This window comes from Prauserella endophytica (genome assembly GCF_005146945.1).
GTDB classification, from domain to species: domain Bacteria; phylum Actinomycetota; class Actinomycetes; order Mycobacteriales; family Pseudonocardiaceae; genus Prauserella_A; species Prauserella_A endophytica.
Genome location: NZ_SWMS01000037.1, coordinates 18,523 through 41,970, shown reverse-complemented (window position 1 = coordinate 41,970; position 23,448 = coordinate 18,523). Strand labels below are relative to the sequence as shown.

The 23,448-nt window shown below is 69.8% G+C and carries 27 protein-coding genes; 10 read left to right on the top strand and 17 right to left on the bottom strand.

Going from position 1 to position 23,448, the window contains the following annotated elements:
• Nucleotides 1-70: 70 nt before the first annotated feature.
• A complete protein-coding gene (locus tag FCN18_RS35480) occupies nt 71-1,702 on the bottom strand; it encodes a GMC oxidoreductase (protein WP_206078065.1) in 1,632 nt (543 codons plus the stop codon).
• Nucleotides 1,703-1,796: 94 nt separating this feature from the next.
• The gene (locus FCN18_RS35475; protein ID WP_113645066.1) at nt 1,797-2,288 is read right to left on the bottom strand and encodes a hotdog fold domain-containing protein; all 492 of its coding nucleotides are present in this window, start codon (nt 2,286-2,288) and stop codon (nt 1,797-1,799) included.
• 54 nt (nt 2,289-2,342) lie between these two features.
• On the opposite strand from FCN18_RS35475, the gene FCN18_RS35470 reads away from it, so the two are divergent.
• The gene (locus FCN18_RS35470; RefSeq protein ID WP_112270985.1) at nt 2,343-2,933 is read left to right on the top strand and encodes an acid phosphatase; all 591 of its coding nucleotides are present in this window, start codon (nt 2,343-2,345) and stop codon (nt 2,931-2,933) included.
• A gap of 29 nt (nt 2,934-2,962) precedes the next feature.
• On the opposite strand, the gene FCN18_RS35465 is transcribed toward FCN18_RS35470, so the two are convergent.
• Nucleotides 2,963-3,925: an SDR family oxidoreductase gene (locus tag FCN18_RS35465; protein ID WP_137097267.1), complete on the bottom strand. Its 963-nt coding sequence runs from the start codon at nt 3,923-3,925 to the stop codon at nt 2,963-2,965.
• 255 nt (nt 3,926-4,180) lie between these two features.
• On the opposite strand from FCN18_RS35465, the gene FCN18_RS35460 reads away from it, so the two are divergent.
• A complete protein-coding gene (locus tag FCN18_RS35460) occupies nt 4,181-4,849 on the top strand; it encodes a TetR/AcrR family transcriptional regulator (protein ID WP_137097266.1) in 669 nt (222 codons plus the stop codon).
• A gap of 177 nt (nt 4,850-5,026) precedes the next feature.
• On the opposite strand, the gene FCN18_RS35455 is transcribed toward FCN18_RS35460, so the two are convergent.
• The gene (locus tag FCN18_RS35455) at nt 5,027-5,506 is read right to left on the bottom strand and encodes a hypothetical protein (protein ID WP_137097265.1); all 480 of its coding nucleotides are present in this window, start codon (nt 5,504-5,506) and stop codon (nt 5,027-5,029) included.
• 312 nt (nt 5,507-5,818) lie between these two features.
• Between FCN18_RS35455 and FCN18_RS35450 the strand changes: the two genes are divergently transcribed.
• Together FCN18_RS35450 and FCN18_RS35445 are read left to right on the top strand one after the other, a co-directional pair.
• The gene (locus FCN18_RS35450; RefSeq protein ID WP_112271305.1) at nt 5,819-6,745 is read left to right on the top strand and encodes a diacylglycerol/lipid kinase family protein; all 927 of its coding nucleotides are present in this window, start codon (nt 5,819-5,821) and stop codon (nt 6,743-6,745) included.
• A 287-nt stretch (nt 6,746-7,032) separates the two neighbouring features.
• Entirely contained in the window at nt 7,033-7,287 is a 255-nt protein-coding gene (locus FCN18_RS35445; RefSeq protein ID WP_110337660.1) for a WhiB family transcriptional regulator, read from the top strand.
• A 358-nt stretch (nt 7,288-7,645) separates the two neighbouring features.
• On the opposite strand, the gene FCN18_RS35440 is transcribed toward FCN18_RS35445, so the two are convergent.
• Nucleotides 7,646-9,154, bottom strand: coding sequence for a sensor histidine kinase (locus tag FCN18_RS35440; RefSeq protein ID WP_112270977.1), 1,509 nt, complete (start codon nt 9,152-9,154; stop codon nt 7,646-7,648).
• Between the two features lie 157 nt (nt 9,155-9,311).
• Between FCN18_RS35440 and FCN18_RS40945 the strand changes: the two genes are divergently transcribed.
• Nucleotides 9,312-9,386, top strand: a complete 75-nt coding sequence (locus FCN18_RS40945) for a 50S ribosomal protein bL37 (RefSeq protein WP_098515123.1) — start codon at nt 9,312-9,314, stop codon at nt 9,384-9,386.
• A 65-nt stretch (nt 9,387-9,451) separates the two neighbouring features.
• Here the strand turns inward: FCN18_RS40945 and rsrA are convergent, their stop codons facing one another.
• Nucleotides 9,452-9,781, bottom strand: a complete 330-nt coding sequence (rsrA, locus tag FCN18_RS35430; protein ID WP_112270975.1) for a mycothiol system anti-sigma-R factor — start codon at nt 9,779-9,781, stop codon at nt 9,452-9,454.
• Nucleotides 9,778-10,419, bottom strand: a complete 642-nt coding sequence (locus tag FCN18_RS35425; protein WP_110337654.1) for a sigma-70 family RNA polymerase sigma factor — start codon at nt 10,417-10,419, stop codon at nt 9,778-9,780. Before FCN18_RS35425 ends, rsrA begins: the two co-directional genes overlap by 4 nt.
• A 177-nt stretch (nt 10,420-10,596) precedes the next feature.
• Here FCN18_RS35425 and ybaK point away from each other — a divergent pair, with 177 nt between their 5' ends.
• The gene (ybaK, locus tag FCN18_RS35420; RefSeq protein WP_137097263.1) at nt 10,597-11,073 is read left to right on the top strand and encodes a Cys-tRNA(Pro) deacylase; all 477 of its coding nucleotides are present in this window, start codon (nt 10,597-10,599) and stop codon (nt 11,071-11,073) included.
• 14 nt (nt 11,074-11,087) lie between these two features.
• On the opposite strand, the gene FCN18_RS35415 is transcribed toward ybaK, so the two are convergent.
• Nucleotides 11,088-11,702, bottom strand: a complete 615-nt coding sequence (locus FCN18_RS35415) for an alpha/beta hydrolase family protein (protein WP_137097262.1) — start codon at nt 11,700-11,702, stop codon at nt 11,088-11,090.
• Nucleotides 11,699-12,502, bottom strand: a complete 804-nt coding sequence (locus tag FCN18_RS35410; protein ID WP_112270969.1) for an SOS response-associated peptidase — start codon at nt 12,500-12,502, stop codon at nt 11,699-11,701. The genes FCN18_RS35415 and FCN18_RS35410 overlap by 4 nt, the downstream gene beginning before the upstream one ends.
• Nucleotides 12,503-12,623: 121 nt before the next feature.
• On the opposite strand from FCN18_RS35410, the gene rsgA reads away from it, so the two are divergent.
• Together rsgA and FCN18_RS35400 are read left to right on the top strand one after the other, a co-directional pair.
• Complete coding sequence (gene rsgA, locus FCN18_RS35405; protein ID WP_137097261.1) at nt 12,624-13,631, top strand: ribosome small subunit-dependent GTPase A; 1,008 nt, start codon at nt 12,624-12,626, stop codon at nt 13,629-13,631.
• A gap of 124 nt (nt 13,632-13,755) precedes the next feature.
• Entirely contained in the window at nt 13,756-14,577 is an 822-nt protein-coding gene (locus FCN18_RS35400) for a LolA-like protein (RefSeq protein ID WP_112270966.1), read from the top strand.
• A 90-nt stretch (nt 14,578-14,667) separates the two neighbouring features.
• Here FCN18_RS35400 and pruA read toward each other — a convergent pair whose 3' ends face one another.
• From pruA to FCN18_RS35385, 3 genes are read right to left on the bottom strand one after another with little or no spacing between them, the layout of a single operon-like run.
• On the bottom strand, nt 14,668-16,296 hold the full coding sequence (gene pruA / locus FCN18_RS35395) for an L-glutamate gamma-semialdehyde dehydrogenase (protein ID WP_137097260.1): 1,629 nt from the start codon (nt 16,294-16,296) through the stop codon (nt 14,668-14,670).
• 55 nt (nt 16,297-16,351) lie between these two features.
• Nucleotides 16,352-16,861: a DUF6912 family protein gene (locus FCN18_RS35390; protein ID WP_112270962.1), complete on the bottom strand. Its 510-nt coding sequence runs from the start codon at nt 16,859-16,861 to the stop codon at nt 16,352-16,354.
• Nucleotides 16,858-18,264: a WS/DGAT/MGAT family O-acyltransferase gene (locus FCN18_RS35385; RefSeq protein WP_137097259.1), complete on the bottom strand. Its 1,407-nt coding sequence runs from the start codon at nt 18,262-18,264 to the stop codon at nt 16,858-16,860. Before FCN18_RS35385 ends, FCN18_RS35390 begins: the two co-directional genes overlap by 4 nt.
• Nucleotides 18,265-18,299: 35 nt before the next feature.
• Between FCN18_RS35385 and FCN18_RS35380 the strand changes: the two genes are divergently transcribed.
• Nucleotides 18,300-19,058: a TrmH family RNA methyltransferase gene (locus tag FCN18_RS35380; protein ID WP_112270958.1), complete on the top strand. Its 759-nt coding sequence runs from the start codon at nt 18,300-18,302 to the stop codon at nt 19,056-19,058.
• Here the strand turns inward: FCN18_RS35380 and FCN18_RS35375 are convergent, their stop codons facing one another.
• From FCN18_RS35375 to FCN18_RS35355, 5 genes are read right to left on the bottom strand one after another with little or no spacing between them, the layout of a single operon-like run.
• On the bottom strand, nt 19,059-19,805 hold the full coding sequence (locus FCN18_RS35375) for an ESX secretion-associated protein EspG (RefSeq protein WP_112270957.1): 747 nt from the start codon (nt 19,803-19,805) through the stop codon (nt 19,059-19,061).
• The gene (locus tag FCN18_RS35370) at nt 19,802-21,124 is read right to left on the bottom strand and encodes a hypothetical protein (RefSeq protein WP_137097258.1); all 1,323 of its coding nucleotides are present in this window, start codon (nt 21,122-21,124) and stop codon (nt 19,802-19,804) included. The genes FCN18_RS35375 and FCN18_RS35370 overlap by 4 nt, the downstream gene beginning before the upstream one ends.
• A gap of 1 nt (nt 21,125) precedes the next feature.
• The gene (locus tag FCN18_RS35365; RefSeq protein ID WP_112270953.1) at nt 21,126-21,773 is read right to left on the bottom strand and encodes a DUF3558 domain-containing protein; all 648 of its coding nucleotides are present in this window, start codon (nt 21,771-21,773) and stop codon (nt 21,126-21,128) included.
• Entirely contained in the window at nt 21,773-22,246 is a 474-nt protein-coding gene (locus tag FCN18_RS35360) for a hypothetical protein (RefSeq protein WP_137097257.1), read from the bottom strand. The genes FCN18_RS35365 and FCN18_RS35360 overlap by 1 nt, the downstream gene beginning before the upstream one ends.
• A 36-nt stretch (nt 22,247-22,282) precedes the next feature.
• A complete protein-coding gene (locus FCN18_RS35355; RefSeq protein ID WP_137097271.1) occupies nt 22,283-22,684 on the bottom strand; it encodes an HAD family hydrolase in 402 nt (133 codons plus the stop codon).
• 236 nt (nt 22,685-22,920) lie between these two features.
• Here FCN18_RS35355 and FCN18_RS35350 point away from each other — a divergent pair, with 236 nt between their 5' ends.
• Nucleotides 22,921-23,391, top strand: coding sequence for an Rv3235 family protein (locus FCN18_RS35350; protein WP_228714285.1), 471 nt, complete (start codon nt 22,921-22,923; stop codon nt 23,389-23,391).
• Nucleotides 23,392-23,448 lie beyond the last annotated feature (57 nt).

Sequence of the window (23,448 nt, the reverse complement as noted above, 5' to 3'; positions counted from 1 at the left end):
TCGGTGGCCTTCCGAGTCAGGAGTGCCGGGATCCCGCCCACACACATCATCACTGTGGCCTTCACTGCGGTCACCCTCGCTGGCGGAGGTCCTCCGCGAGCACCCGCTCGATGTTGCGCTCGGCCAGCGCCGTGATCGTCACGAACGGGTTCACGCCGGTGCTGCCCGGGATGAGCGAGCCGTCGTTGACGTAGAGGTTCGGGTAGCCGCGCACCCGGCCGTAGAGGTCGGTCGCCCTGCCCAGCACCAGCCCGCCGAGCGGGTGGTAGGTGAACCGGTTCTCGAACGGGCGCGTGTCGCCGAACAGGTCGTGCCGGTAGATCGTGCCGTTGGCCCTGTTGACCCGGTCGAACAGCGCCTTCGCGGCATCGATCGTCGGTTGCCCCTGGTCGGCGGTCCAGTTGAGCCTGGCCGAGTCGCTCGTGGCGTCGTAGGTGAAGTGCCCGCGCTCGGGGTTCTTCGTGATCGCCAGGTACAGGCTCACCCAGAGCTCCAGCCCCGCCGGCATGGGCGCGATCTCGGCGAACACCGGGTGCTCGGGGTCGTCCCACGCGTCGATGCCGAGCGCGGGCATGCCCGACTGCACGGTGCCGGTGGTGTCCCACATGTGGTTGGCCCTGCCCAGCATGACGTTGCCGTTGGTGCCCCAGCACTGCCCGACCTCGCCGCTCAGCTCCGGCAGCGCACCCGTCTCGCGGGCCCGCAGCAGCAGCTCGGTGGACCCGAGGCTGCCCGCGCCGAGGAAGAGGTAGCGGGTGCCGATCTCCCTGGTCGCCACCACGTTGCCGACCTCGTCGAGCTCGCGCACGGTGAGCCGGTAGGTCCCGTCGGACTGGCGGTGGATGGCCCGCACCTCGGTCAACGTCCTGATCGTGACGTTGCCGGTGCCCAGCGCCGCGGGCAGGTAGGTCTTGTCGAGCGAGCGCTTGCCGTGGTTGTTTCCGTAGATGACCTCGGAGGCCAGCGCGGAGCGCGGAACTTCCTTCGCCTCCTCGCGGCGCATGTAGTCGAAGTCGTAGACGCTCGGCACGAACGTCGTGGTCAGCCCGGCCTTGTCGGCATGCTTGCGCGAAAGGCGCGCGTACTTGTACGAACGGCACGTCTCGAACCACGCCGGATCGATGTGGTTGACGCCCAGCGCGGCGTTGGCCCTCGGGAAGTACTTCCCGTACATCTCGTCGGCGTCGACCGAGGGCAGGATCTCCTCGAAGTAGTGCCGCTTGGGGGTCACCGCCATGGCGCCGTTGACCAGTGAGCCGCCGCCGACGCCGCGGCCGACGTAGACCGACATGTCACCGTGGTCGACGCGGTCGAGCACACCGGTGTAGCGCTCGATGTCGCGGTTGACGACGTCGATCCACAGGAACGACGCGAGCGGAGCCTCCGTGCGCGTCTTGAGCCACATGGAGCGCTTGTCGGGCCTGAGCATGCCGCTGAAGACGTTGCCGTCGTCGGCGGGCGTGTCCCACAGCCTGCCCATCTCGAGCACGAGCGTCGGGACACCCGCCTCGCCGAGGCGCAGCGCCGTCACGGCGGCTCCGTAGCCGGTGCCGATGACGACGGCCGGGGAGAAGTCGGTGCGCCGCTGCGATGCGGACGCACCGTTCGCGGAGATCGTGGTGAGCCCGAACGCGGCGGCGGAGCTCAGCGCGCTCAGCCCGAGGAAGCGCCTGCGGGACAGCGGGGAAGGCATGGCGCGCATGCTGCCGGGCACGCCATCACCCCCACAAGCTCAAACCCGAGCGGCGTTCACGTCAACTGGGTAAACACCGTTAAGTTTCACTCGCCTGGAGGAGTCAGCGCTGACTCCTTCTGGGTGTGACCCAGATCGTGATGGTCGCCGTCACCACGGCCTTGCCGCGGCGGTCGGTGACCGTCACCGGGACCGGAACCTCGACACCCTCGTGACCGGCGCCGCCGACGTCGAGCGGCTCGGCCAGCTCCGCCACCGCCACCAGCGACGTCTCGGCCTTCGCGAGGTAGGACACCGTCATGCCCTTCGGGATCCACCGGTGCGTCGAGGGCACCGTGGCCTCGGCGAGCATGCCCAACGCGGCCTCGGCGAGGTTGCACGCGGCGATGGCATGGAAGGTCCCGATGTGGTTGTGCACACCCCACCACTTGGGCGCGCTCACCTCCGCGCGACCGGGCCGCAGGTCGCGTACGTACGGCAGCACGGTGCGGAAGTACGGGGCACGCAGGCACACCGCGGCGGAGAAGAGCGCCCGGCCCGCCGTGGTCCCGGAAAGCTTGCGCCACGCCGCGTATGTCGAGTTCGAAGTCGTCATGGGCGCCATATTACTCATGAGTAACCGGTCGGGGGCGCCGCTATATTCGCAGGCGTGGACCAGCACGTGCTCCTCCTTCTCCGTCACGGCCAGACCGAGTGGTCCGCCGCGGGCAGGCACACCGGCCGAACCGACCTTCCGCTCACGGCCGTCGGGGAACGCCAGGCGCACGCCGCGGGCCGCACCTACGCGCTCATGCACGGCGGCACGTCACCGGCGCTCGTGCTGAGCAGCCCCCGCACGCGGGCCGTACGCACCGCCGAGCTGGCCGGGCTCGCCGTCGACGAGACCACCGAGGACCTCGCCGAATGGGACTACGGCGACTACGAAGGCCTCACCACGCCGCGGATCCGCGAAACCGTGCCGGGGTGGACCGTGTGGTCGCACCCGATGCCCGGCGGAGAGAGCGCGGCGCAGGTCACCGCGCGGGCCGACAAGGTCCTCGATCGCGTCCGGACCGCGCTTGCGGGCGGCGACGTCGTACTTGTCGGGCACGGGCACTTCAGCCGTGTGCTGATCGCCCGCTGGCTCGGCCTCGAAGCGAGCGCGGGCGTCCATTTCAAGTTCGATCCGGCGAGCATCACGGTGCTCGGCGACGAGCGCGGCCGCCCCCAGATCCAGCACCTGAACGTCCCGCCGTCCTGACGACGAACCTCACTTGACCCTGTTCTGCCTCAGGCCGGTGCTTGGGCGCGCCCAGCCGGGAAGCGAAAGCCGACCAATTCCTCGGAGACCTTCCAGATCCGGCGGGCGTCGTCCGCGCTGCGCAAGCGCGAGTACAGCTTCTGCTCGGCCGGAGGGCCGGAGAGGTGCCGGAAGCCGCTGGGCCCGTAGAGAACGCCGCCTTGGGCGCTGGGTGACGTCGCGGCGTAGAGCGCGGGCAACAGCGCCGTCTCCACCTTCCCGAACAGGATGCCGCGCGCGGACAGTGCGCGGATGAACCGCACCAGCGTGGTATCGCGTTCGCGGCCGACCTCCGGCCGCGCGGCGAGAAGATTGGTGGGGGTCACCCCGGGATGGGAGAGGTTGCTCGTGATGCCCCAGTCGCCGTCCCGGCTGCGCCGGTCGAGCTCGAGGCCGAACAGGCCGAACGCGATCTTCGACTGGCTGTAGGCCTGGTTGCCGTTGTACTTCCCTTTCCACTGGAGATCGTCCCAGTTGATGGAGTGCTGGTTGGCGGCGATGCTGATCTGCGAGGTGATCCGGGCCTTACCCGCGCGCAGCAGCGGAAGCAGCCGGGCTACCAGGGCGAAATGCCCGAGGTGGTTGGTGCCGAACTGCAGCTCGAAACCGTCCTTTGTAGTCTGCCGATCGGGCGGCGTCATCACTCCGGCGTTGTTCACGAGGATGTGGATCGGCCGCCCCTCCTCGGTGAGCCGGTCCGCCACCGCGGCGACGGACGCCAGCGAGGACAGATCCAGGTCACGCAGGGAGATCCTGGCGTCGGGGTGCTCACGGCGGATCTTCGCGATCGCGGCCTCGCCCTTGCGCGGGTTGCGGACCGGCATGATGATCTCCGCACCTGCTGCGGCGAGCCGGGTAGCCAGGCCAAGGCCGACGCCGTCACTTGCTCCGGTGACCACCGCGAGCTTGCCGGTGAGATCGGGAACCGGGATGTCCGGCGTGGTCTTTGCCATCGTTCTTCCTCCTGCCGGTTGGCGTCGTCCGTGGTGGCTCGGAGTTCGAGGCCGGACTTGCCTCCGAACCGGGCGGGGATGCCCGGCCTCGAGTCGTGGGCGGTCGGCCATTCCCACTGCTTCACGCCGGGCGCTGCCCTGACCATGGCAAGTCCATCCGAACACTGCCTGACAACTGTCAGATTAGATGTATTCTGACAAGTGTCAAGCGTTGTCCCCGGGTGGGTGAGCTGGAGTCGTGGGGAGAATGACCGCATGGCGGCAGAGGAGTCGGTGACCGGCGCGGCGCGAGGACCGGGGCGACCCGGGGCGGGCGCGCGTCCGGTGCCCGACGAGGCCGAGATCCTTCGACGGGGGATGGAGGCCTTCGCCGAACTCGGCTACGACCGAACCTCGGCCAGAGAGCTCGCGAGACGCCTCGGCGTCAGCCACAACTTCATCAACGACCGCTACGGGTCCAAGGCCAACTTCTGGCGGACCGTGGTGGATTCGCTCCTCGAACGCGACCAGCGGGAACGTCAGCGGCTACTCGAAGCCGACGTCGACGACGCCGAGCGGGTTCGTGCTGTGATCGTCCACTTCTATCAGGCCGCCGTCGAGGCGCCGCTGCTCGGCCGCTTGCTCGCCGACGAGTTCTCCCGCGAGTCAGAGCGCCTTGACTACCTGTACGAGAGGTATGTGGCGCCGACGCTGGGGCCGCTGGTTCCGGCCGTCGAACGGCTCATGGCGGCGGGCCGCCTGCCCACCGTGCCCATGGATGTGCTGTTCTTCGCCGTGATCAGCCCGGTTGCCGGCCTGGTGCAACTGCCGCTCGCACATCGGCTCGGCCGGGCCGAGCCGGTCACCAGGGAAAGCCAGACACGCACCGCGCGGGAACTCGCGGATCTGATCGTGAACGGGTTGCTCGGCCCACACGTGCGCTAGGGCCGGAAGGGTCGGCCTGCTCGCGCGAGGCCGCGGGACGAGTGGCCGGTCTACCGCCTCACCGACGAGCCGCTGCGCACACTGGCGAAGAGCGAAGCCATGCCTGACGATCCTCTGCCGGGCGAGCGGGGTCAGCGTGGTGCCTCGCCAGGCGGGACAAGGCCCTCGCAGGGCGGCCTAGTCCCGGTCGGGTTCGCGCTGGGCGGCACGGCCCTCGAGGCCGCCGCGCCGCGCGGCCTCCTCCTCGGTCTCACCCTCCTCCTGACCGAGCACCCACGCGCGCGAGGGCCTGCGGAAGAGCAGCACCACCACCGCCGCCCCGGCGATCATGATCGGCACACCGAAGCCCGGCTGACTGGACGGCCCGGCGGCGTACCACCCCACGCCGACGAGCACCAGGCTGATGACCAGCGCGGGCGAGCGCGCCCACGTCTTGCCGAGCAGCAGCCCCCCGGCGCACGCCAGCACACCGAACCCGAGCACGAGGTAGTAGGCGACCTCGGCGTAGACGTTGTTGCCCGCCACGGGCTCCTGTCCGAGGAACTCCACGACCAGCACCACGCCGATCGCGAGCAGCGCCAGTCCTGGCAGCGCGGTGAGGGCACCGGCGAGGCGCACCTCGCGCGGCGCCGGGGAGAACTTGTCGGCGAGCGACACGGGACGCCTTCCCGTCAGATGACCGTGCGTGAACACTTTCGATGGTATGCCACCCGGACGGCCGTTTTCGGGCGGCCGGGCCACGAGCAAAGATCTGGTTGTCGTCGATGAGCCGGCGGTCGGCCGGGGTGCACTCGTCACGGCGGAAGTTGTCGTTCGGGGTAGGACGAACGGAGGGCAGCGACCGGCTGAGGCAAACGGGATCGCGGGTCCACGACCGCTCACGACAGCTCGCGGCGCAGTGACGAGTTTCGCAAGTATTAGTTCGGGCAACCGGGCCGCGTGACGCGTGAACTCACCTACTCTGCGGTAGTGCGTGCAGTTCTCGTCGTGAATCCGCAGGCAACCGCTACCACTCCCGGTGGTCGCGACGTGCTCGCGCACGCGCTGGCCAGCCAGGTGAAACTGGACGTCGTCGAGACCGACTACCGCGGTCACGCGATGGCCGTCGCACACGCGGCGGCGCGGGACCAGGTCGACCTGGTGGTCGCGCACGGCGGGGACGGCACGGTCAACGAGGTCGTCAACGGTCTGCTGGCCGACACCGACGGCAAGCCCGGCAGGTACGGCCCGGTGCCGATGCTCGGCGTCGTGCCGGGCGGTTCGGCGAACGTCTTCGCGCGGGCCCTCGGGCTGCCGAGCGATCCGGTGGAGGCCACGCACCGGCTGCTGCACGGGCTCGAGGAGAAGAGCGGCAGACAGGTCGGCCTCGGCCTCGCCGGCGACCGCTGGTTCACCTTCAACGCCGGGATGGGCTGGGACGCCGACGTGGTCGGCGAGGTCGAGAAGCGGCGCGGCAAACGAACGAGTCCCTCGCTCTACCTGCGGACGGCCGTGCGCTGCTACCTGCGGCCGCCGAACGGCAGGCCGTCCCTGACGGTCCGGATGCCCGGCGAGGAGCCGGTCGAGGTTCACACCGCGTTCGTGTCCAATACGGACCCGTGGAGCTATCTGGGCTCGCGGCCGGTGCATCTCAACACGGAGTGCTCGTTCGACACCGGACTCGGCCTGTTCGCGCTGCGGGGCATGGGGCTCGCCACGGTGCTGCGGCACGTCCGCCAGGCTCTGCGCAGCCGCAGCAGGCACCGTGGCAGGCAGTTACTGCGTCACGACGATCTGCCGATAGTCAGCGTGACGTCTGAAGTCCCGGTAAACTTGCAGGTCGATGGCGATCTGGTCGGGCAGCGGACCCGGGTGGAGTTCATAAGCGTGCCGAGGGCGCTCACGGTTGCGTTATGAGTGGTTGCGGTCGGTCAGCAACATCGACTGATCGTCTCCGGCAAACTCCATGGTGCCGCTCAGCGACGGAGAAGCTCCGTTCACCGCAAGACGTTGCGCGACGGGCGGAACTGACAAGCGCATATCCGCAGGTCAGGCTAGTCGCTCGCGCGGGTGAGCTGACTCACCGATTGCCAGAAAACACTTGTCGAACTCGGTGACTCGTGAAAGCATTCACAAGCACCCCAAGAAACGACCGCCATGACGACTGGCGCGGAACGCCGCGCCCTTAAAAGGAGCTCAAGGAAATGGACTGGCGCCACCGCGCGGCCTGCCGAGACGAGGACCCGGAACTCTTCTTCCCTGTGGGGACCAGTGGTCCTGCTCTGTCGCAGATCACCGCGGCGAAGTCCGTGTGCCACCGCTGCACCGTCGCTTCCGACTGCCTGGCCTGGGCACTGGCCAGCGGCCAGGACGCCGGCGTGTGGGGCGGCATGAGCGAGGACGAGCGGCGCGCGCTCAAGCGTCGCCGTGCCCAGATCGGCACGCGCAGCAACTTCTGATCGCACTCAAGCGAATGCCTTTTGCCACGTAACGCTTTAACGCAATTCAAACAGCGGCAAAAGGTTTGAGGGCCGGCATCCGTCTCGGGTGCCGGCCCTCAAGCGTGTGTGCGGTTGTTTGGTTGCCGTTAATGCGCGGCACTCCTGCCGCAACGCGCACCCCTACCGCAGTGAAGGCCACCATGCCCGCGTGGAATCAGGCACAGCGGCGCGTCAGCGTCTCCGTTTGGGTGGTGGGGGGAGACGGACTGATCAGGCACAGCGGCGCGTCAGCGTCTCCGTTTGGGTGGTGGGGGGAGACGGGCGGGCGCAGTGAAGGTGGCCTTCACTGCGGTCGGCGAGGCTCCGGGGCCGGGCGTCAGACTCGGCGGCTCAGTGGAATGCGCAACGCGGCCTCGGTGCCGCCGGACCGGCGGCCGGAGGAGTCGCCGTCCCGCACGCCGCGCAGCGACAGGGACCCCCGCAGTTCCGACTCCACCAGGGTCCGCGCGATCTGCAGTCCGAGACCATCGGCCCGCTCCAGCGAGAAACCGGCGGGCAGGCCCTTGCCGTCGTCGCGCACGATGATGTCGAGCCAGCGCGCCGAGCGGGTCACCCGAATCTCGACCTGCCCTGGCCGTCCCGGCACGAAGGCGTGACCCACGGCGTTCTGCACGAGCTCGGCGACCACCATCACCAGTGGCGTGGCGATCTCCGCCACGACGACGCCGAAGGAGCCGGAGCGGGTGAGCTTCACGTGCGCCTCGGCGGTCGCGACCTCGCCCACCATCGGCAGCACGTTGTCGAGCAGCTTGTCGAGGTCCACGCGCTCGTCGACGGACATCGACAGCGCCTCGTGCACCATCGCGATCGACGACACGCGCCGCACGGACTCGCTCAGGGCCTGCCGCGCCTCGTTGCTCTGCGTGCGCCGCGACTGGAGCCGCAGCAGCGCGGCGACCGTCTGCAGGTTGTTCTTGACCCGGTGGTGGATCTCCCGGATCGTCGCGTCCTTCGACAGCAGCGCCCGGTCGCGCCGCTTCACCTCCGTGACGTCGCGTGCCAGCACCAGCGCGCCGGCCGGGCGCCCCGCGGGCCGCAACGGCAGCGCCCGGAACAGGACCACCGCCCCTCGCCGCGACTCCACCTCCGTCCGGCTGCCGGGCTTGCCGTCGAGCGCGTCGAGGATGCGGTGCGAGACCTCGGTGGCGTCGAACGGATCGCGGATCAGCGACCGCGTGAGCGGCGCGAGGCGCGTGCCGATGAGGTCCGACTCGTAGCCCATGCGGTGGTAGGCCGACTGCCCGTTGGGGCTCGCGAACACCACCGTGCCGCTCTGGTCGAGCCGGATGAGCCCGTCGCCGACGCGGGGGCTGGTGTGCACGTCGGTGCCGCCGTCGGGGCTCGGGAACGTGCCGTCGGCCATCATCTGGCACAGGTCCGCCGCGCTGCCCAGGTAGGCGATCTCCAGCGGGCTCGGCACCCTCGGCGACGCGAGGTTGGTCTCCCGGCTGAGTACCGCGATCACGCGCTCGCCGAACTTGACCGGCACGGCCTCCCTGCGCATCGGCAGGTCGCGGTACCAATGCGGGTCCTCCTCGCGGCAGAGCCGAACCTCCCGCATTGCCCTGCCGAGCTGCGGGTGCTCCCCGTTCGTGAACCGCGTGCCCACGACGTCCTCTGGATGAGCGGTCGGGCCGGTCGTCGGGCGCACCTGCGCGACACAGACGAAGTCGCCCTCGCCCTCCTCGACTGGCACCCACATCAGGAAGTCCGCGAAGGAGAGATCGGCCAGCAGCTGCCATTCGGCCACGACCATCTGCAGATGGTCGACCGCCTCACCAGGCAGTCCGGTGTTCTCCGCGAGCAGCTCGGCTAGCGTGGACATGGCTTATTCGACCACCGAACGTCATCCTCGATCACGGTGCGCAGGCCACGCACCGCCGTCCGCAATACAACCAGAGCGTGGTGCCCTCGGCACACCTCTGGCGGGCAGCGTCACTCCCCATGACACACTAGATGGAGCCAGTCATGGAGGAGTGAACATGTCGAAGCGTGCCCGTAAGCGTCGCGACCGGAAGAAGAACGGCGCGAACCACGGCAAGAAGCCCAACGCCTGAGCAGGCGAGGCGACGAACAGCGGCCCCGGCACCGGAATGGTGCCGGGGCCGCTGTTCAGGTGGCGTCAGTCGCTGCCTTCGGTGACGCGTTCCACGGTCACCTCGGTCTCGGAGATCCGCAGCCCGCCGTGCTCCTCCACGGTCTTGCGGATCGAGGCCCGCAACCGGTTCTTGAGCTCGGCCGGAGCGTGGTCGCCGCCGCACTTGCGGGCCAGCAGCTGCTTGAGCTGCTCGTCGATGCCGTACTCCTCGAGGCACGGCGGGCAGTCATCGATGTGCCTGCGCAGCTCGGCGTCGCGCTCGGGACTGCACTCCTTGTCCAGCAGCAGGAAGATCTCGGCGAGCGCCTCTTCGCAATGGACCTTGTCGGACTTGCCGGAACCGTGAGTGCTCATCGCCCGGCCACCTCCTGCTGGGCGGAACGGATGAACCCGCGCTCCCTGGCAACGTCGGCGAGCAGGCCGCGCAGCTGGCTACGGCCCCGGTGCAGGCGCGACATCACCGTGCCGATCGGCGTATCCATGATCTCTGCGATTTCCTTGTAGGCGAAGCCCTCGACGTCGGCGAGGTACACGGCGAGCCGGAATTCCTCGGGCAGCTGCTGCAGCGCCGCCTTCACGTCGACATCCGGCAGGTTGTCCATGGCCTCGACCTCGGCCGAGCGAAGGCCGCTCGACGTGTGGCTCTCCGCCTGGGCCAGCTGCCAGTCGGTGATCTCCTCCGTGGGTTGCTGGAGGGGCTGACGCTGCCGCTTGCGGTAGCCGTTGATATAGGTGTTGGTGAGGATCCGGTACATCCAGGCCTTGAGGTTCGTGCCCTTCTTGAAGGACGCGAACGCCGCATAGGCCTTGAGGTAGGTCTCCTGCACCAGGTCCTCGGCATCGGCGGGGTTACGGGTCATGCGCAACGCCGCCGAGTAGAGCTGGTCGAGCAGGGGCATCGCGTCGCGTTCGAAGCGCTCGGCCCGCTCCTGCTCCTGCTCTGTGTCGGCCGGGGTGGCCGTGGGCTCCGCGGAGTTCTGCGTGCTCGGCAAACCTTTCCCTTCCAGATCGGCGCTGTGGCGCCGGCGTGTGGTGCCCGCTGCCGACGGCTCGGTCGTCGGCTCCAAGGATACGCGGGAACGGCTGGCTGGTCTGGTCAGAGTGGTCGGCACGACGGGTGTAACGCGAGGGCCTCGTCGCGAATTCCTGGCCGGATAGGATGCGCTGCCGTGGCTGGTAAAGGCACTCCCGCAACGGCGTTGCTCAACAAGACGAAGATCGCGCACACGGTGCACACGTACGACCACGATCCGCGACACGACTCGTACGGGACCGAGGCCGCGGAGGCCCTCGGGGTGGATCCCGCCAAGGTGTTCAAGACCCTGGTCGCCGAGGTCGACGGCAAGCTCACCGTGGGCGTCGTGCCCGTGACCGGCCAGCTCGACCTCAAGGCGCTCGCGGCGGCCGTCGGCGGCAAGCGGGCGAAGATGGCGGACGCGGCGGCCGCGCAGCGGGCCACCGGTTACGTCCTCGGCGGCATCTCCCCGCTCGGCCAGCGCTCGCGCCTGCCCGTCGTGGTGGACGAGTCGGCGCAGCGGTTCGACACGGTGCTCTGCTCGGGCGGGCGACGCGGGCTGGAGATCGAGCTGGCCCCCGCCGACCTGGTGACACTCACCACGGCGACCGTGGCGCCCATCGCGGACTGAGGCTCACGGCGGGCTCACGTCACGAGCGGGCGCAGCACCCGGCCGAGCCACTCGGCCGCGGCCCGCGACACCCCGTCGAGGTCGGCCTTGAGGCTGTGGTCGCCGGGCACCACCACGACCTCGTGGTGCGGGCCCGGCTCCGGCCTGCCGAAGGGGTCGTTCTCGCCCTGCACGACCAGCGTCGGCACCTCGACGCCGTCCAGCTCGGGCTGGCGCGTCCGTTCCGGCTTGCCCGGCGGGTGCTCCGGGAACGCGAGGCAGAGCACGGCGACGGCCTGGCCCTCCGCAGCGGTGCGGCACGCGACCCTGGCGCCGGACGAGCGGCCGCCGAACACGAGCGGGAGCCCGTCGAACCATGTGGTGGAAAGGTCCTCGGCCACGGCCAGCCAGGCCGCGTCGAGTTGCTTCGCGGGCGCGGGGGCGCGCCTGCCCGCGACCCGATAGGGCTGCTCGACGAGTGCGACGTGCACGCCGGCGTCACGCGCCGACCTGGCGACCGCCACCAGGTCGGGCGCCTCGATCCCGCCGCCCGCGCCGTGCCCGAGCAGCAGCCCCGCCGTGCCCTCCTCTGCGCAGTGCAGCTCGGCACGGGCCGGGCCGTGCGGGGTGTCGATCTGCTTGCTGGTCATTTCCGGCTGGGCAGGTCGAACAGGGCGCCGGTGCCGCTCTCGTCGAGGTTCGCCGCCTCGGTCTCGACGCGCTCGAGCAGTTCGGGCCCGTTGTTGCGGACGCTGTTGACCTTGGTGGAGACCGGCCGCAGCTCGAGCGAGTCGGCCCACTCGAGGCCCGGCGGTTCGAGCAGCCCGGAGGCGTCGGTGCGATCGGGGTCCAGCCAGTCCTGCCACCGCTCCCTCGGCATGACGAGCGGCATGCGGTCGTGGATGTCGGTGAGCTGGCCGATCGCGTCGGTCGTGATCACCGAGCACGTGATCAGGGGCGGCGCGTCCGGCTCGCCCTTCGGGTCGCGCCAGGTCTCCCAGATGCCGGCGAACGCGAGCGACGACCCGTCCCGCGTGGTCATGAAGAACGGTTCCTTCGGCGCCTTCTTGCCCGCGCCCTCGGCGACCCGCCACTCGTACCAGCCGTCGGCGGGGATCAGGCAGCGGCGCCGCGACAGCGCCTTGCGGAACGCCGGCTTCTCGGTCGCGGTCTCCGCACGCGTGTTGATCATGCGGCTGCCGATGCCCGCGTCCTTCGCCCAGAACGGCACGAGGCCCCAGCGCATGACGCGCAGGCTGCGAACCGCGGGCTCGTCCTCCTGCACCTTGCCCTCTTCGTCGCGCGGGTGCCGCTCGACGACGCTGACGATGTTCTTCGTCGGCGCGACGTTGTAGTTCTCGGTCGGCGCGTGCCCCTCGGTGCCGTCGGCCGCGTCGAACTCCTTCATCAACGTGGCCGGGTCCTTGGTGGCGGCGTATCGGCCGCACATGAGATCGGCCCTCCCCTTGTTCGTGGCTGTAGAGCGCCATCGTGGCACGGTTGCTGGGCCCTGGCGAGCACCATGGGGGATCATCAGTGCAGGTATCCCCGCGAGTGGAGGGTGTGACGGTTTGGCCCGCAGTGACTGGCGCAAGCTCGACGAGAGCGACGTCAGGGTGCGCCCTGGCAAGGGAACCCGTCCACGGAGCAAGCGCCGGCCGGCACACGCCGACGCCGCACCCGCCATGGTGACGGCGGTCGACCGTGGCCGCTGGACCTGCGCGGTCGAGGCCGATCCCGGTCGCGCGGTCACGGCCATGCGGGCCCGCGAGCTGGGCCGGACACCGGTGGTGGTCGGCGACCGGGTGGGCCTGGTCGGCGACGTCAGCGGCAAACCCGACACGCTCGCGCGGATCGTGCGCGTCGAGGAGCGGACGAGCCTGCTGCGGCGTACCGCCGACGACACTGACCCGTACGAGCGTGTGGTCGTCGCCAACGCCGAGCAGCTGCTCATCGTCACCTCGCTCGCCGACCCACCACCGAGGACGGGGTTCATCGACCGGTGTCTCGCCGCCTGCTACACGGGCGGCCTCGAACCGGTGCTTTGCCTGACCAAGGCCGACCTCGCCGACCCCGGCGAGCTGCTCGCGTCCTACGCCGACCTGGACGTGCCCGCCGTCGTGACGCGCTACGACGAGGAGCCGGAGGGGCTGCGCGAGCAGCTGCAGGGGCGGGTGTCCGCGCTCGTCGGCCATTCCGGCGTCGGCAAGTCGACGCTGGTCAACCGAATCGTGCCCGACGCCCACCTGGCGACCGGCGAGGTGAGCGCGGTCGGCAAGGGCAGGCACACGTCGGTCAGCGCGATCGCGCTCCCGCTGCCCGACGGCGGCTGGGTGATCGACACTCCCGGGGTGCGCTCGTTCGGCCTGGCCCATGTCACGGCCGACGACATCGTCACGTCGTTCCCCGAGTTCGCCGAGGCCGCCGAGGAGTGCCCGTCCGGCTGCGGGCACCTCGGCCCGCCGGATGACCCGGACTGCGCGCTGGACGAGGTGGTCGAGGACGGGCAGGCGCGACCGGGCAGGCTCGCGTCACTGCGCAGGCTGCTGGCGTCACGAGCGGGTCTCGAGCAGCCCTGACACGCCGCGTTGGTTAAGCCGATGTGAAGCCGATCCGGTAAGCATGGAACCCTCATAGGGGATCGCCCGTCCGAGCAGAAGAGGGGCGAACCGCTCACACGATCAAACTCACAAGGGGATCTTCATGCGTAAGACGGCTCTGGCGGCCAGCGGCTTTGCGCTGGTCATCGCGCTCAGCGCCTGTGGCAGCGACGGTGACTCTGGCAACGCGTTCGGGGGCAACCCGGGCGGTGACGCGGGCTCGAGCTTCTTCAGCGACCCACAGCAGCTGGCGGCGGCGGCCTCCGAGAAGACGGCTGAGTCGAAGTCGTCGAAGTTCTCGATGGACATGAACATGGCCGGCATGCAGATGACGGCCGAAGGTGCGGGCCTCTACGACGGCGCCAACACCAAGATGTCCATGAACATGGAGATGATGGGCCAGTCCATCGAGATGCGCCTGGTCGACCAGGCGATGTACATGAAGATGGCCGGTCTCGAGGCTCAGACGGGCGGCAAGCCGTGGGCGAAGATCTCGCTCGACGGCACCGACCCGATGTCGCAGCAGCTGAGCAGCTCGATGGAGCAGAGCGACCCGACCAAGACGCTCGAGTACATCAAGGAAGCCGGCGAGATCACCAACAGCGAGAAGACCACCCTGGACGGCCAGGAGGTCACGCACTACACGATCGAGCTGGACTTCAAGAAGGTCGCCTCGGAGATGGGCGCCGCGTCCGGCATCACGCCCGAGCAGGCCGAGCAGCTGCCCGCCAAGCTGCCGATGGAGCTGTGGCTGAACAGCGACAACCTGCCGGTCCAGGTCGTCATGGACATGGGCAAGATGATGGAGGCCGCCGGCGCCGGTGGTCAGGAGGCCAAGATGACGATGAAGTACAGCGACTGGGGCACCCCGGTCACCGTCGAGGCCCCGCCCGCCGACCAGGTCGGCGAGATGCCGATGGGCTGACGCCCGCCCTCGGCTGAGCTGAGCCAACGTCCCCCAAGGCCACCTTTGCCGCGTTGAACGCAACAAAGGTGGCCTTGGGGGACTTTTTCGTTACTCCATGTGGGGGTAGGCGATCGAGGTGGGCGCGTCGAACGTCTCCTTGATCGACCTGGGGCTCGTCCAGCGCAGCAGGTTGAACATGGAGCCAGCCTTGTCGTTGGTCCCCGACGCCCGCGACCCGCCGAAGGGCTGCTGGCCGACGATCGAGCCCGTCGGCTTGTCGTTGACGTAGAAGTTGCCCGCCGTGAACCGCAGCGCCCGGTGCGCCTGCTGGATCGCGGCCCGGTCGTCGGCGAACACCGCGCCCGTGAGCGCGTACGGAGCGCTCGTGTCCACCAGTTCCAGCACCCGCTCGTACTCGCCGTCCGGGTAGACGTACACGGCCAGGATCGGGCCGAAATACTCCGTGGAGAGCACCTCGTGCGCCGGGTCGTCGGTCAGCAGCACGGTCGGCTCGACGAAGTAGCCGATCTGGTCGTCGCAACCGCCGCCGACCAGCACTTCCAGTGCCGAGTCACCGTCCACACGCGACAGCAGTTCCCGGTGCTTGGCGAACGCCTTGGCGTTGATCACCGCGCCGCCGAAGAGCGAGAAGTCGGAGATGTCGCCGTACTTCACGCTCTTCGTGACGTCGGCGAGCCGTTCGCGCACGCCGCCCTCCCACAGCGAGCGGGGCAGGTACGCCCGCGACGCCGCCGAGCACTTCTGGCCCTGGTACTCGAACGCGCCCCGCACCAGCGCGGGCACGAGCTTGTCCGGGTCCGCCGAGGAGTGCGCCACCACGAAGTCCTTGCCGCCGGTCTCGCCGACGATCCTCGGGTACGAGGCGTAGCCGTCCAGATTCTCGGCGATCTTTCGCCACAGCAGCTTGAACGTCGCCGTGGAGCCGGTGAAGTGCAGGCCGGCGAACCCGGGGTCGGCGAGCGCGACGTCGCTGACCGCGTGACCGTCGCCGGTCACCAGGTTGATCACGCCAGGGGGCAGGCCCGCCTCCTCGAACACCTGCATCGTGAAATGCGCGGCGAGCTGCTGCGACGGCGTCGGCTTCCACACCACCGTGTTGCCCATCAGCGCGGGTGAGCTGGGCAGGTTGCCCGCGATCGCGGTGAAGTTGAACGGCGTGATCGCGACCACGAAGCCGTCCAGCGGCCGGTACTCCATGCGATTCCACGCGCCCGGCACCGAGTTGGGCTGCTCGGCGAGGATGCGGCGCGCGTAGCTCACGTTGAAACGCAGGAAGTCGATCAGCTCGCACGCCGCGTCGATCTCGGCCTGCTGCACCGACTTGGACTGCCCGAGCATGGTCGCCGCGTTGATCGTGTCGCGGTACGGCCCCGCCAGCAGGTCGCCCGCTCGCAGGAACACGGCGGCGCGCTCGTCGAAGGGCAGCTCGCGCCACTCTGGCGCCGCGGCCTTCGCGGCCCGCACCGCCTCGGAGACGTCCTCGGGCGTCGCCTGCGCGCTCACCCCGAGCACGTGCCCGTGATCATGCGGTTGCACGACGTCGAACGGCTCTCCGCCCGCGAGCGCGCGCCTGCCGCCGATGGTCTGGGTCAGCTCGTGCTTGTCGCCCTTCAGCTCGGCGAGCCTGCGTTGCAGCGACGAGCGCTCCTCGGTGCCCGGCGCGTAGGTGCGCACCGGCTCGTTCTTCGGTACCGGAACAGATGTGACGGCGTCCATGGGTCAGTCTCGCCTCCCGGAATCGCTCCGCTTCGTGGGCGGTCTGACCTCATGGTTACATGAGCTCGAGCAGGAAGGGCAGTTCCTGAGGCGCGTACCAGGCGAGCTCGTGGTCCTCGACGTCCCCGAGGGTGAACTCGGCGTCGGGGTCCCCGAGATCGGCGGCGTCGATCACGGCGGCGGCGGCCAGCACGGCGGGCTCGGCCTCCGCGGCGTCGACGTGCACGGCCGCCACGTCGGAGAGCCGCACCGGCCCCGAGAGGCGCACCACCGCGTGGTCGAGGTCGGGCCGCAGCGTCACGTCCTCGACGTCGGCGGACACCACCACCCGCCTCGGCGGCTCCTTGGCGTCGTGCGCGTCCTCCTGCGCGGCCGCGATCAGCCGCAGCGAGGCCCGCGCCGCGTCCAGCAGCGCGGCGTACTCCAGCTCCTCCGTCGAACCGCTGACGTAGGACTCCCGCAGCGCCGGGGTGAGCGCGAAGCCGGTGCCGCTGAGCGGCCGGAACTCACCGTCCTCGACCAGTTGCCGCAGAATGCCGATCGTCGCGGGCAGGTAGACCCTCACCAGTTCGTCCCTTTCAGTTCCTCCAGCGCTTCCTCGATCATCTCCGCCACGAGGCGCACATCGAACAACGCCTTGCGGTCGCCGTTCAATCCGAAGTAGACACCGCCGTGGTACGAGGTCACCCCGATCGCCAGCGCCTGGTCGCGGGCGAGCGGCATCACCGGATAGATCGCGGCCATCCTCGCCGACCCGGCGTACACGGGTTCCTGGGGGCCCGGCGAGTTGGCGATGAGCACGTTGAAGATGCGCCCGGAGAACGACCCGGCCGCCCGCGCGGCCAGCGAGTGCATGGTCGCTGGCGCGAAACCGCCCACCTTGAGCATGGCCCGTGCGGCGACCGAACGTTCGGCGCCGAGATGCTCGGCCATCGCGTGCGCGATGTGCTGCAGCCGCAGCACCGGATCGGACTCGCCGACCGGCAGGTCGACCAGGTACGGCTTGACGCGGTTGTTGACCAGGCCTGCCGTGGAGAACTCGGCCGCGTCGGGTTCCAGCACCGCGAGCGGCACGAGCGCGCGAACGGTCGCCGAGTCGTCGAGCGGCTCGCCGCGCGAGCCCAGCCAAGACCGCAGCGCACCGGTGAGCACGGCGAACACGGCGTCATTGACGGTACAGCCGTGTTGGGCGCGGATCTTGCGGAAATCGTCGAGGCTGGTGCGCAGGCCGACGAAGACGCGACCCCCGGAGACGTGGCAGTTCAGTGGCCCCGCCGGCGCGGGCCGGATCACGCTGCGCAGGGCCGACGCGAGACCGCCAACGGCGCCGATGGTCTTCTCGGCCGTGGCGGCGAGGTCCCGCGCGGCCGAGCGGGCGTTCTCGACGAGCTCGCCGGGCCGCTGCACGGCCTCGCCCACGGCGTCGAGCACCAGTTGCGCGCGGTTGGGCGGGCGGCGCGGCGTCCAGGTGTCCTCGCCGGGATCGCGCTCGGCGGCACCCGCGTCGAGGATGAGCTGGCCGAGGTCGACGGTGCCGAGGCCGTCCACCAGCGACTGGTGGGTCTTGGTGACCAGTGCCACGCGGTTGTCGGCGAGCCCCTCGATGAAGTACGCCTCCCACAGCGGCCGTTCCCGGTCCAGCTGACGAGCCATCAGCCGCGCGACCAGGTCGAACAGCTGCTCGTCGCTGCCCGGAGCGGGTAGTGCCGAGCGGCGGACGTGGTAGTTGAGGTCGAAGTCCACGTCGTCCACCCACACGGGTCTGGCCAGGTGCCCCGGCACAGGCAGTGCGCGCTGCCGGTAGCGCGGCAGGTAGCCGAGGCGGTGGTTCACCAGCGCGAGCAGGGCGCCGTAGTCGAAGCCGGTCCTGGGCCGGTCGAAGATGGCCACGCTGCCGACGTGCATCGGGGTGGCCGGTTCCTCCACGTACAGGAACGATGCGTCCAGCGCGGAGAGACGGTCGGACATGTGGTGATCCTGGCACAGGTGGGAGACTTCCCGCCGTGGGTGACGATTCCGCGGTGTCCCCGAAGGACCGCTTCCTGACCGTCTACGGGCGCAAACCCGTGCTCGAGGCGCTGACCGACCCTGCGCTCGATGTCGACAAAGTGATACTCGCCGACGTGGCCAGAGGGCAGGCGGTCACCGAGATCGAGCGCGCGGCCAAGGCCGCCGGGGTGCCGGTGCAGCGCGCGAGCGCGCACCGGGTGAAGGTGCTCGCCGGCAACGGCAAGCAGGACCAGGGCGTGCTGGCCGACGTCGTCGCGCCGAGGATGCGCCCGCTGGCCACCGCGCTGGCGGAGCAGCGGCCACCGTCGAGGGTGCTCGTGCTGGACGGCATCACCACGCCCGCGAACGTCGGGATGATCCTGCGCACGGCGACGGCTGCGGGCTTCGGCGGCATCGTGGTCCCCCGGCGCGGGGTCGCGACACTGGACCCGCTGGTGGTGAAGGCATCGGCCGGCGTCGCGTTCCGGGCTCCCGTGCTGCGCTGCGTGACCGCTCTCGACGCGGTGGAGCAGCTCACCGAGGCCGGCTACACCGTCTACGCGCTGGGAGCCTCGGGCTCGGCGTCGCTGTTCGGCCTCGACCTGCCATCGCGCGCGGCGTTCGTCCTCGGCGGCGAGAGTCAGGGCGTGAGCGAGGAGGTCGCCCGCTACGTGGCCGAGTGGGTGTCGATCCCGATGCCGGGTGACGTCGAGTCGCTCAACGTGTCCGCGGCCGCCGCCGTGCTGTGCTTCGAGGTCGTGCGGCGAGGGTGATCAGCCCGGTAGCGTCGCGCGCAGCTTCTCGAGCGTCGCGGCGATCGCCGAAGGGCTCCCCGGGGCGATGTGGATCTCGGCCTCGGCCCCGGATCCCGTGGTGTAGTTGAGATACCGGCCCCAGTCGGTGTCCACATAGTGCAGTGGCGAGTCGAGCCTGCCGTAGCGGCCGAGCTCGTCGCGCTCGGCGACGTACAGCTCGCCGCCGCCCGTCACCGGACGCTGGACGACCTTGACGATCTCCTGCACGTCGGCGGGCAGCCGGTTCCGCGGCCCGCCGCGCCTGGCGGCCTCCTCCAGGTCGATGATCCGCACCGACCACTGCGTGCCGCCGCCGGGATAGAGCTCGGGCAACTGCTCGACGAAGGCGTCGGCCAGCTCGACGACGCCGACCGGCGTGAGCGTCACCAGGTCGCCGGCCCGCACGGCCAGCAGGCCCTGAACGCCGCGTGCCGCGGCGAGCACGCCCCAGGTGCTCTCGCCGTGGGAGAACCAGCCGTAGTACTCCAGCGAGGCGGTGGTGAGCAGGGGCAGCCAGTCGAGCAGCTCCACCTCGACGCGGCCACGCCGGTCGACGAGCCCGGCCTCGGTGAGGCTCCTGGTCAGCGCCGAGTCGAGCGCGTCCTTCTCCTCGTCCGGGAACCACATCGGCTCGGGCTGCAGAACGACGTGGAGCGTGCCCACCCGTTCGCGTTCGACCAGGCCGGCGAGCACGCCGAGGGGGAGCTCGACTCTGTTGGCTCTCACTCGCCGATCACCGGCGGCGTGGTCTTGCCGAGGTCACCGATGAACACCTCGTCGGGGTCGTTCTCCTGCAGGTACGCGGCGCGCTCGTGCTCCTCGTCCTCCTCGCGGTTCGCCCGGCCCGCTCCGACGGGCGCCATCGCACCCATGCCGGTGCCCCTGGCGCCCGCGGCGCCCCGTGCGGCGGCGGACTCCGCGGCGGAGGCGGCGCCACCGGGCAGCCCGGCGCCCGTCCCCTTGCCGGCGCCAAGTGCGCGGGAAGCCGCGTCACCGGCGGACCCGCCACTCCCGGCACCACCACCGACGCCCCCACCGCCGACCCCGCGGCCGACGGTGCCCCCGGTGCCGCTGCTGGAACCGCCGCTGGGGCCGTAGAGCCTGCTGCCCGCGCGCTCGTTGAGCCCGCGCGGGGCGCCCGGCTTCGTCGGGTTGGTGGTGCCGAAGGTGCTGCGCCCGGGAGGTGTGGACCCGGGCCGCGCCCGGTCGCCGGAAGACGAGCCGGTGGGTGGAGGCACCGGCCCGGCAGCGGCGAGCCCCGTCGTCGGCCCACTCGGACCCGAAGGACCGCTGGGCCCGGAGGTGATCGGCCCCGGTGTGGTGTTGGGCGCGCCCGTCCCGGTCGACACGGGCGAACCCACCTGCGGAACGGCGCTGGTCATCGGCCCGCTCGTGGTGGGCGTACCGGTGCCGACAGGGGCGGCGACCGTGGAGCTGCGCGTGACGTCGGAGTGCAGGTCACCGGAGATCGCGCTCGGCGTGGAGCTGTTGGCGACGGAGATCGGCGACGAGCCCGGCTCGAGCACCCCGTAGGTGCGGGGGAAGTTCGAGTTGCTGCTCGTCTGGTTCGAGTAGGCGGACATCACGTCGACGTTGTGCTGAGCGGCACGGTTGTGGGCCTCGACGCCCTCCTGGTACGACCGCAGGTCGCTGGAGGCCATGAACGGCCCCGCGACGGGAATGGCGGCCTTCAGACCGGTGGTCCAAGGGTTCGGCTTGTCCGGCAGCGGCGGCACGGGCTCGACGGAGTTGGCGGCCGTGTGCCAGTCACCGGCCTGCGTCTTCATCGAGTTGACCGTGCTGTCCATGTTCCGGGCGGACTCCTCGAGCGCGGGCATCAGCGGCGCCGCCCCCTGCCGCGCCCTGGTACTGGCGTCCCCACTCCACGCCGACTCCATGGACTGCTGGATGCCCTCGATCGCCTCCGCGCGGTCGCCGTAGGTCTTCTGCAGCTTGAGCAACTCGTTCGCGATCAACTGCAGCGACGAGGTGCCCTCGCCCTGTTTGAAGTTGTCGAAGACCTCCGCACCACTCAGGCCACCCATGTCACGCGCCCCCCTTCAACGTTTCGATCACCGCGCCGGCCACCTGCTCGACGACAGGACAGGCAGCGTCCGGATCGTCTCCATAGGGCCCTGCGTAGACCGAATAGGTCAGATCATCGGCGATGCCGACGTACATGGCGCAGCTCCCGCGGTCGCGATTGTCTGAGATATCGCTGAATGCCGCAGGATAGCCGTCCACGGTGGTCGGCTCGTAGTACTCGAACTGTCCGTCCTGGTAGCCGTCGTAGATTCCTTGCAGCCCGCCCATGCCGTCCTGTTGGTTCCCAGTCTGGATACCGACGACGACTGATTGCCCATGCCCACGCACGTTCCAGCCGCAGCCCGGTCCCGACAGGGCCGCAGTGCTGTTCTCATCGGCGGTGAGCGCCTTGCCGGGCTCGGTGTAGGAGAGTTCGTTCATGACCGTTTGCGGGACGAGGTCGCACGGGCGGTCCAGATACGCCGAGGCATCCAACGGGCTGGAGACCTGAGGCACATCCCCGCCGGAGGCTGACGTGCTGTTGTCGGCACTCGAGGTCCACGACGAGGCCGACGGCGTACCCGGCTCCTCAGTCGCGCAGCCCGCAGCGAGCAGGCCAACCATCAACGCAGCAGCTGCCGCACGGGGCGCGCGTCGTGCGGAAATCATCAGTTCGTCTGTCCAGTCGCCGCCTGCATCGGAGCCGCATTGGTCTCCTCGGTGGTGCCGATCTTCGTCTTCGCCTCGCGAAGTCGGCCCAGGAAATCCTCGACGTAGGCGATCATGGAGAGGTTCGAGTCTTCCAGCGACCTGACCCCCTCGCGGAGACCATCAACGAAGTTACCGCTCGGATCATCCTTTGAAGGCGGCGTGAGCCTGTCGACCATGAGCCTGATCGCGGTCTGGTCGGTTGCGAGATCCTCGAGCAGGTCCTCCCACTGGCCGATCACGGCGTCGATCTGCTCCGCGTCGAAGGTCCACTTGCCGGCCGTCACGTCGACCGCCGTCTGGACCCAGTTCTGGGTGCCGTACACCTTCTGGACCTCCGCGAGCGCGCTTCCGGCGCCCGCGAACACGTCGTCGAGGCGCTTTTCGCCCGAAAGCTCTTCGGCCATCCCCATCTCCAAGCTGCGCGTGACCATCCGGTACAGGAGCGTAGCCGAACGTACGGGCCCCCGTCAGGCGTTCTCACTCACGATGCCGGGAAAGAGGGCGCCCAGCTCAGCGAGGGTGTCCGCCATCGACGTGTGGTGCACACCGACCATGCCCGCGGCCACCGCTCCGGCCACGTTCACCGCCGAGTCGTCCACCACCACGCACGTCGAGACCGGTACGCCGAGGCGGTCGGCCGTCAGGCGGAAGACCTCCTCCGAGGGCTTGGCGACGCCCACCTCGCCGGAGAAGACCAGCGTGTCGAACCAGCCAGCGAGCCGCCGTCGCACGGCTCCACCACCCGCCGCGTTCGACAGCAGTGCCGTGCGGACGCCCTGGTCACGAGCGGTGTCGAGCACGTCGAGCAGCCGCGGGCCGTCCACGTCGGTCAGCACGCCCGCGTAGTCCACGACGATTCCCCGCAGCATCCACTCCACCGGCCCTCCTCGGCTGTTGTGACAATTCCGTTGGCGCCACGAGTCGCATTCTTCCGTAGCGCATCACGACGCGACCCGGAACCGGAATCGCATCTTTCACCACCTCGGGCGACTTTTGAGTCGAATCGCGGTTTTTTCACCTCTATTTCCACAGGGTGGCCGAGGGGGCCATCCCGCATTACCGTTCCACCGGAATCCAGGGGGTAAGTATGATTACTCATTCGCCTTTGCGGGGGCTGTTACCGCTCAATCCGTACGAACCCGCGAAAGGCCGGGACGCGTCGCCGAGCACCGAGTTGCCGGAGGGCCAGCTCACGCTCGACGACCTGCTCGCCGACATTCCCGCGCAGCGCGCGGGCGGGCGGCCGCGACCATTGCTCGAGCGGAGGCAACTGCACCGCGTGCTGGCCGCGATGTTGGAGGTCCACGCCGGGCGCCGACCCGCTGTCCAACTCGGACAGTGGCTTACGCCTGCGCTGCAACGGAGAATGCGGGAACGCGCTCGGATGACCGGACCGCGCTACACGTTGCACAAGGTGTACACGTGCCGGCCCGCGGAGAGCGTGGTGGAGGTGTGCGGCACCGCCGACACCGGTGAACGCGTACTGGCCGTGACCGCCCGGTTCGAGTATCGCCGCGGCAACTGGCGCTGCACGTCGTTCACCGTGCTGGAGCCGGGCAGGCTCGGGCCCCGGTAGCCCGGAACGGGTTCGGCCCGCGCCGCACAACGCGACACGGGCCGAATCCGGTCCTCG

What these genes read in the sequence shown, in the direction of transcription:
- FCN18_RS35480 (WP_206078065.1), bottom strand. Translation starts at nt 1,702, where the DNA reads ATGCGCGCCATGCCTTCCCCGCTGTCCCGCAGGCGCTTCCTCGGGCTG.
- FCN18_RS35475 (WP_113645066.1), bottom strand. Translation starts at nt 2,288, where the DNA reads ATGACGACTTCGAACTCGACATACGCGGCGTGGCGCAAGCTTTCCGGG.
- FCN18_RS35465 (WP_137097267.1), bottom strand. Translation starts at nt 3,925, where the DNA reads ATGGCAAAGACCACGCCGGACATCCCGGTTCCCGATCTCACCGGCAAG.
- FCN18_RS35460 (WP_137097266.1), top strand. Translation starts at nt 4,181, where the DNA reads ATGGCGGCAGAGGAGTCGGTGACCGGCGCGGCGCGAGGACCGGGGCGA.
- FCN18_RS35445 (WP_110337660.1), top strand. Translation starts at nt 7,033, where the DNA reads ATGGACTGGCGCCACCGCGCGGCCTGCCGAGACGAGGACCCGGAACTC.
- FCN18_RS35440 (WP_112270977.1), bottom strand. Translation starts at nt 9,154, where the DNA reads ATGTCCACGCTAGCCGAGCTGCTCGCGGAGAACACCGGACTGCCTGGT.
- rsrA (WP_112270975.1), bottom strand. Translation starts at nt 9,781, where the DNA reads ATGAGCACTCACGGTTCCGGCAAGTCCGACAAGGTCCATTGCGAAGAG.
- FCN18_RS35415 (WP_137097262.1), bottom strand. Translation starts at nt 11,702, where the DNA reads ATGACCAGCAAGCAGATCGACACCCCGCACGGCCCGGCCCGTGCCGAG.
- FCN18_RS35410 (WP_112270969.1), bottom strand. Translation starts at nt 12,502, where the DNA reads ATGTGCGGCCGATACGCCGCCACCAAGGACCCGGCCACGTTGATGAAG.
- FCN18_RS35400 (WP_112270966.1), top strand. Translation starts at nt 13,756, where the DNA reads ATGCGTAAGACGGCTCTGGCGGCCAGCGGCTTTGCGCTGGTCATCGCG.
- pruA (WP_137097260.1), bottom strand. Translation starts at nt 16,296, where the DNA reads ATGGACGCCGTCACATCTGTTCCGGTACCGAAGAACGAGCCGGTGCGC.
- FCN18_RS35385 (WP_137097259.1), bottom strand. Translation starts at nt 18,264, where the DNA reads ATGTCCGACCGTCTCTCCGCGCTGGACGCATCGTTCCTGTACGTGGAG.
- FCN18_RS35370 (WP_137097258.1), bottom strand. Translation starts at nt 21,124, where the DNA reads ATGGGTGGCCTGAGTGGTGCGGAGGTCTTCGACAACTTCAAACAGGGC.
- FCN18_RS35365 (WP_112270953.1), bottom strand. Translation starts at nt 21,773, where the DNA reads ATGATTTCCGCACGACGCGCGCCCCGTGCGGCAGCTGCTGCGTTGATG.
- FCN18_RS35360 (WP_137097257.1), bottom strand. Translation starts at nt 22,246, where the DNA reads ATGGTCACGCGCAGCTTGGAGATGGGGATGGCCGAAGAGCTTTCGGGC.
- FCN18_RS35355 (WP_137097271.1), bottom strand. Translation starts at nt 22,684, where the DNA reads ATGCTGCGGGGAATCGTCGTGGACTACGCGGGCGTGCTGACCGACGTG.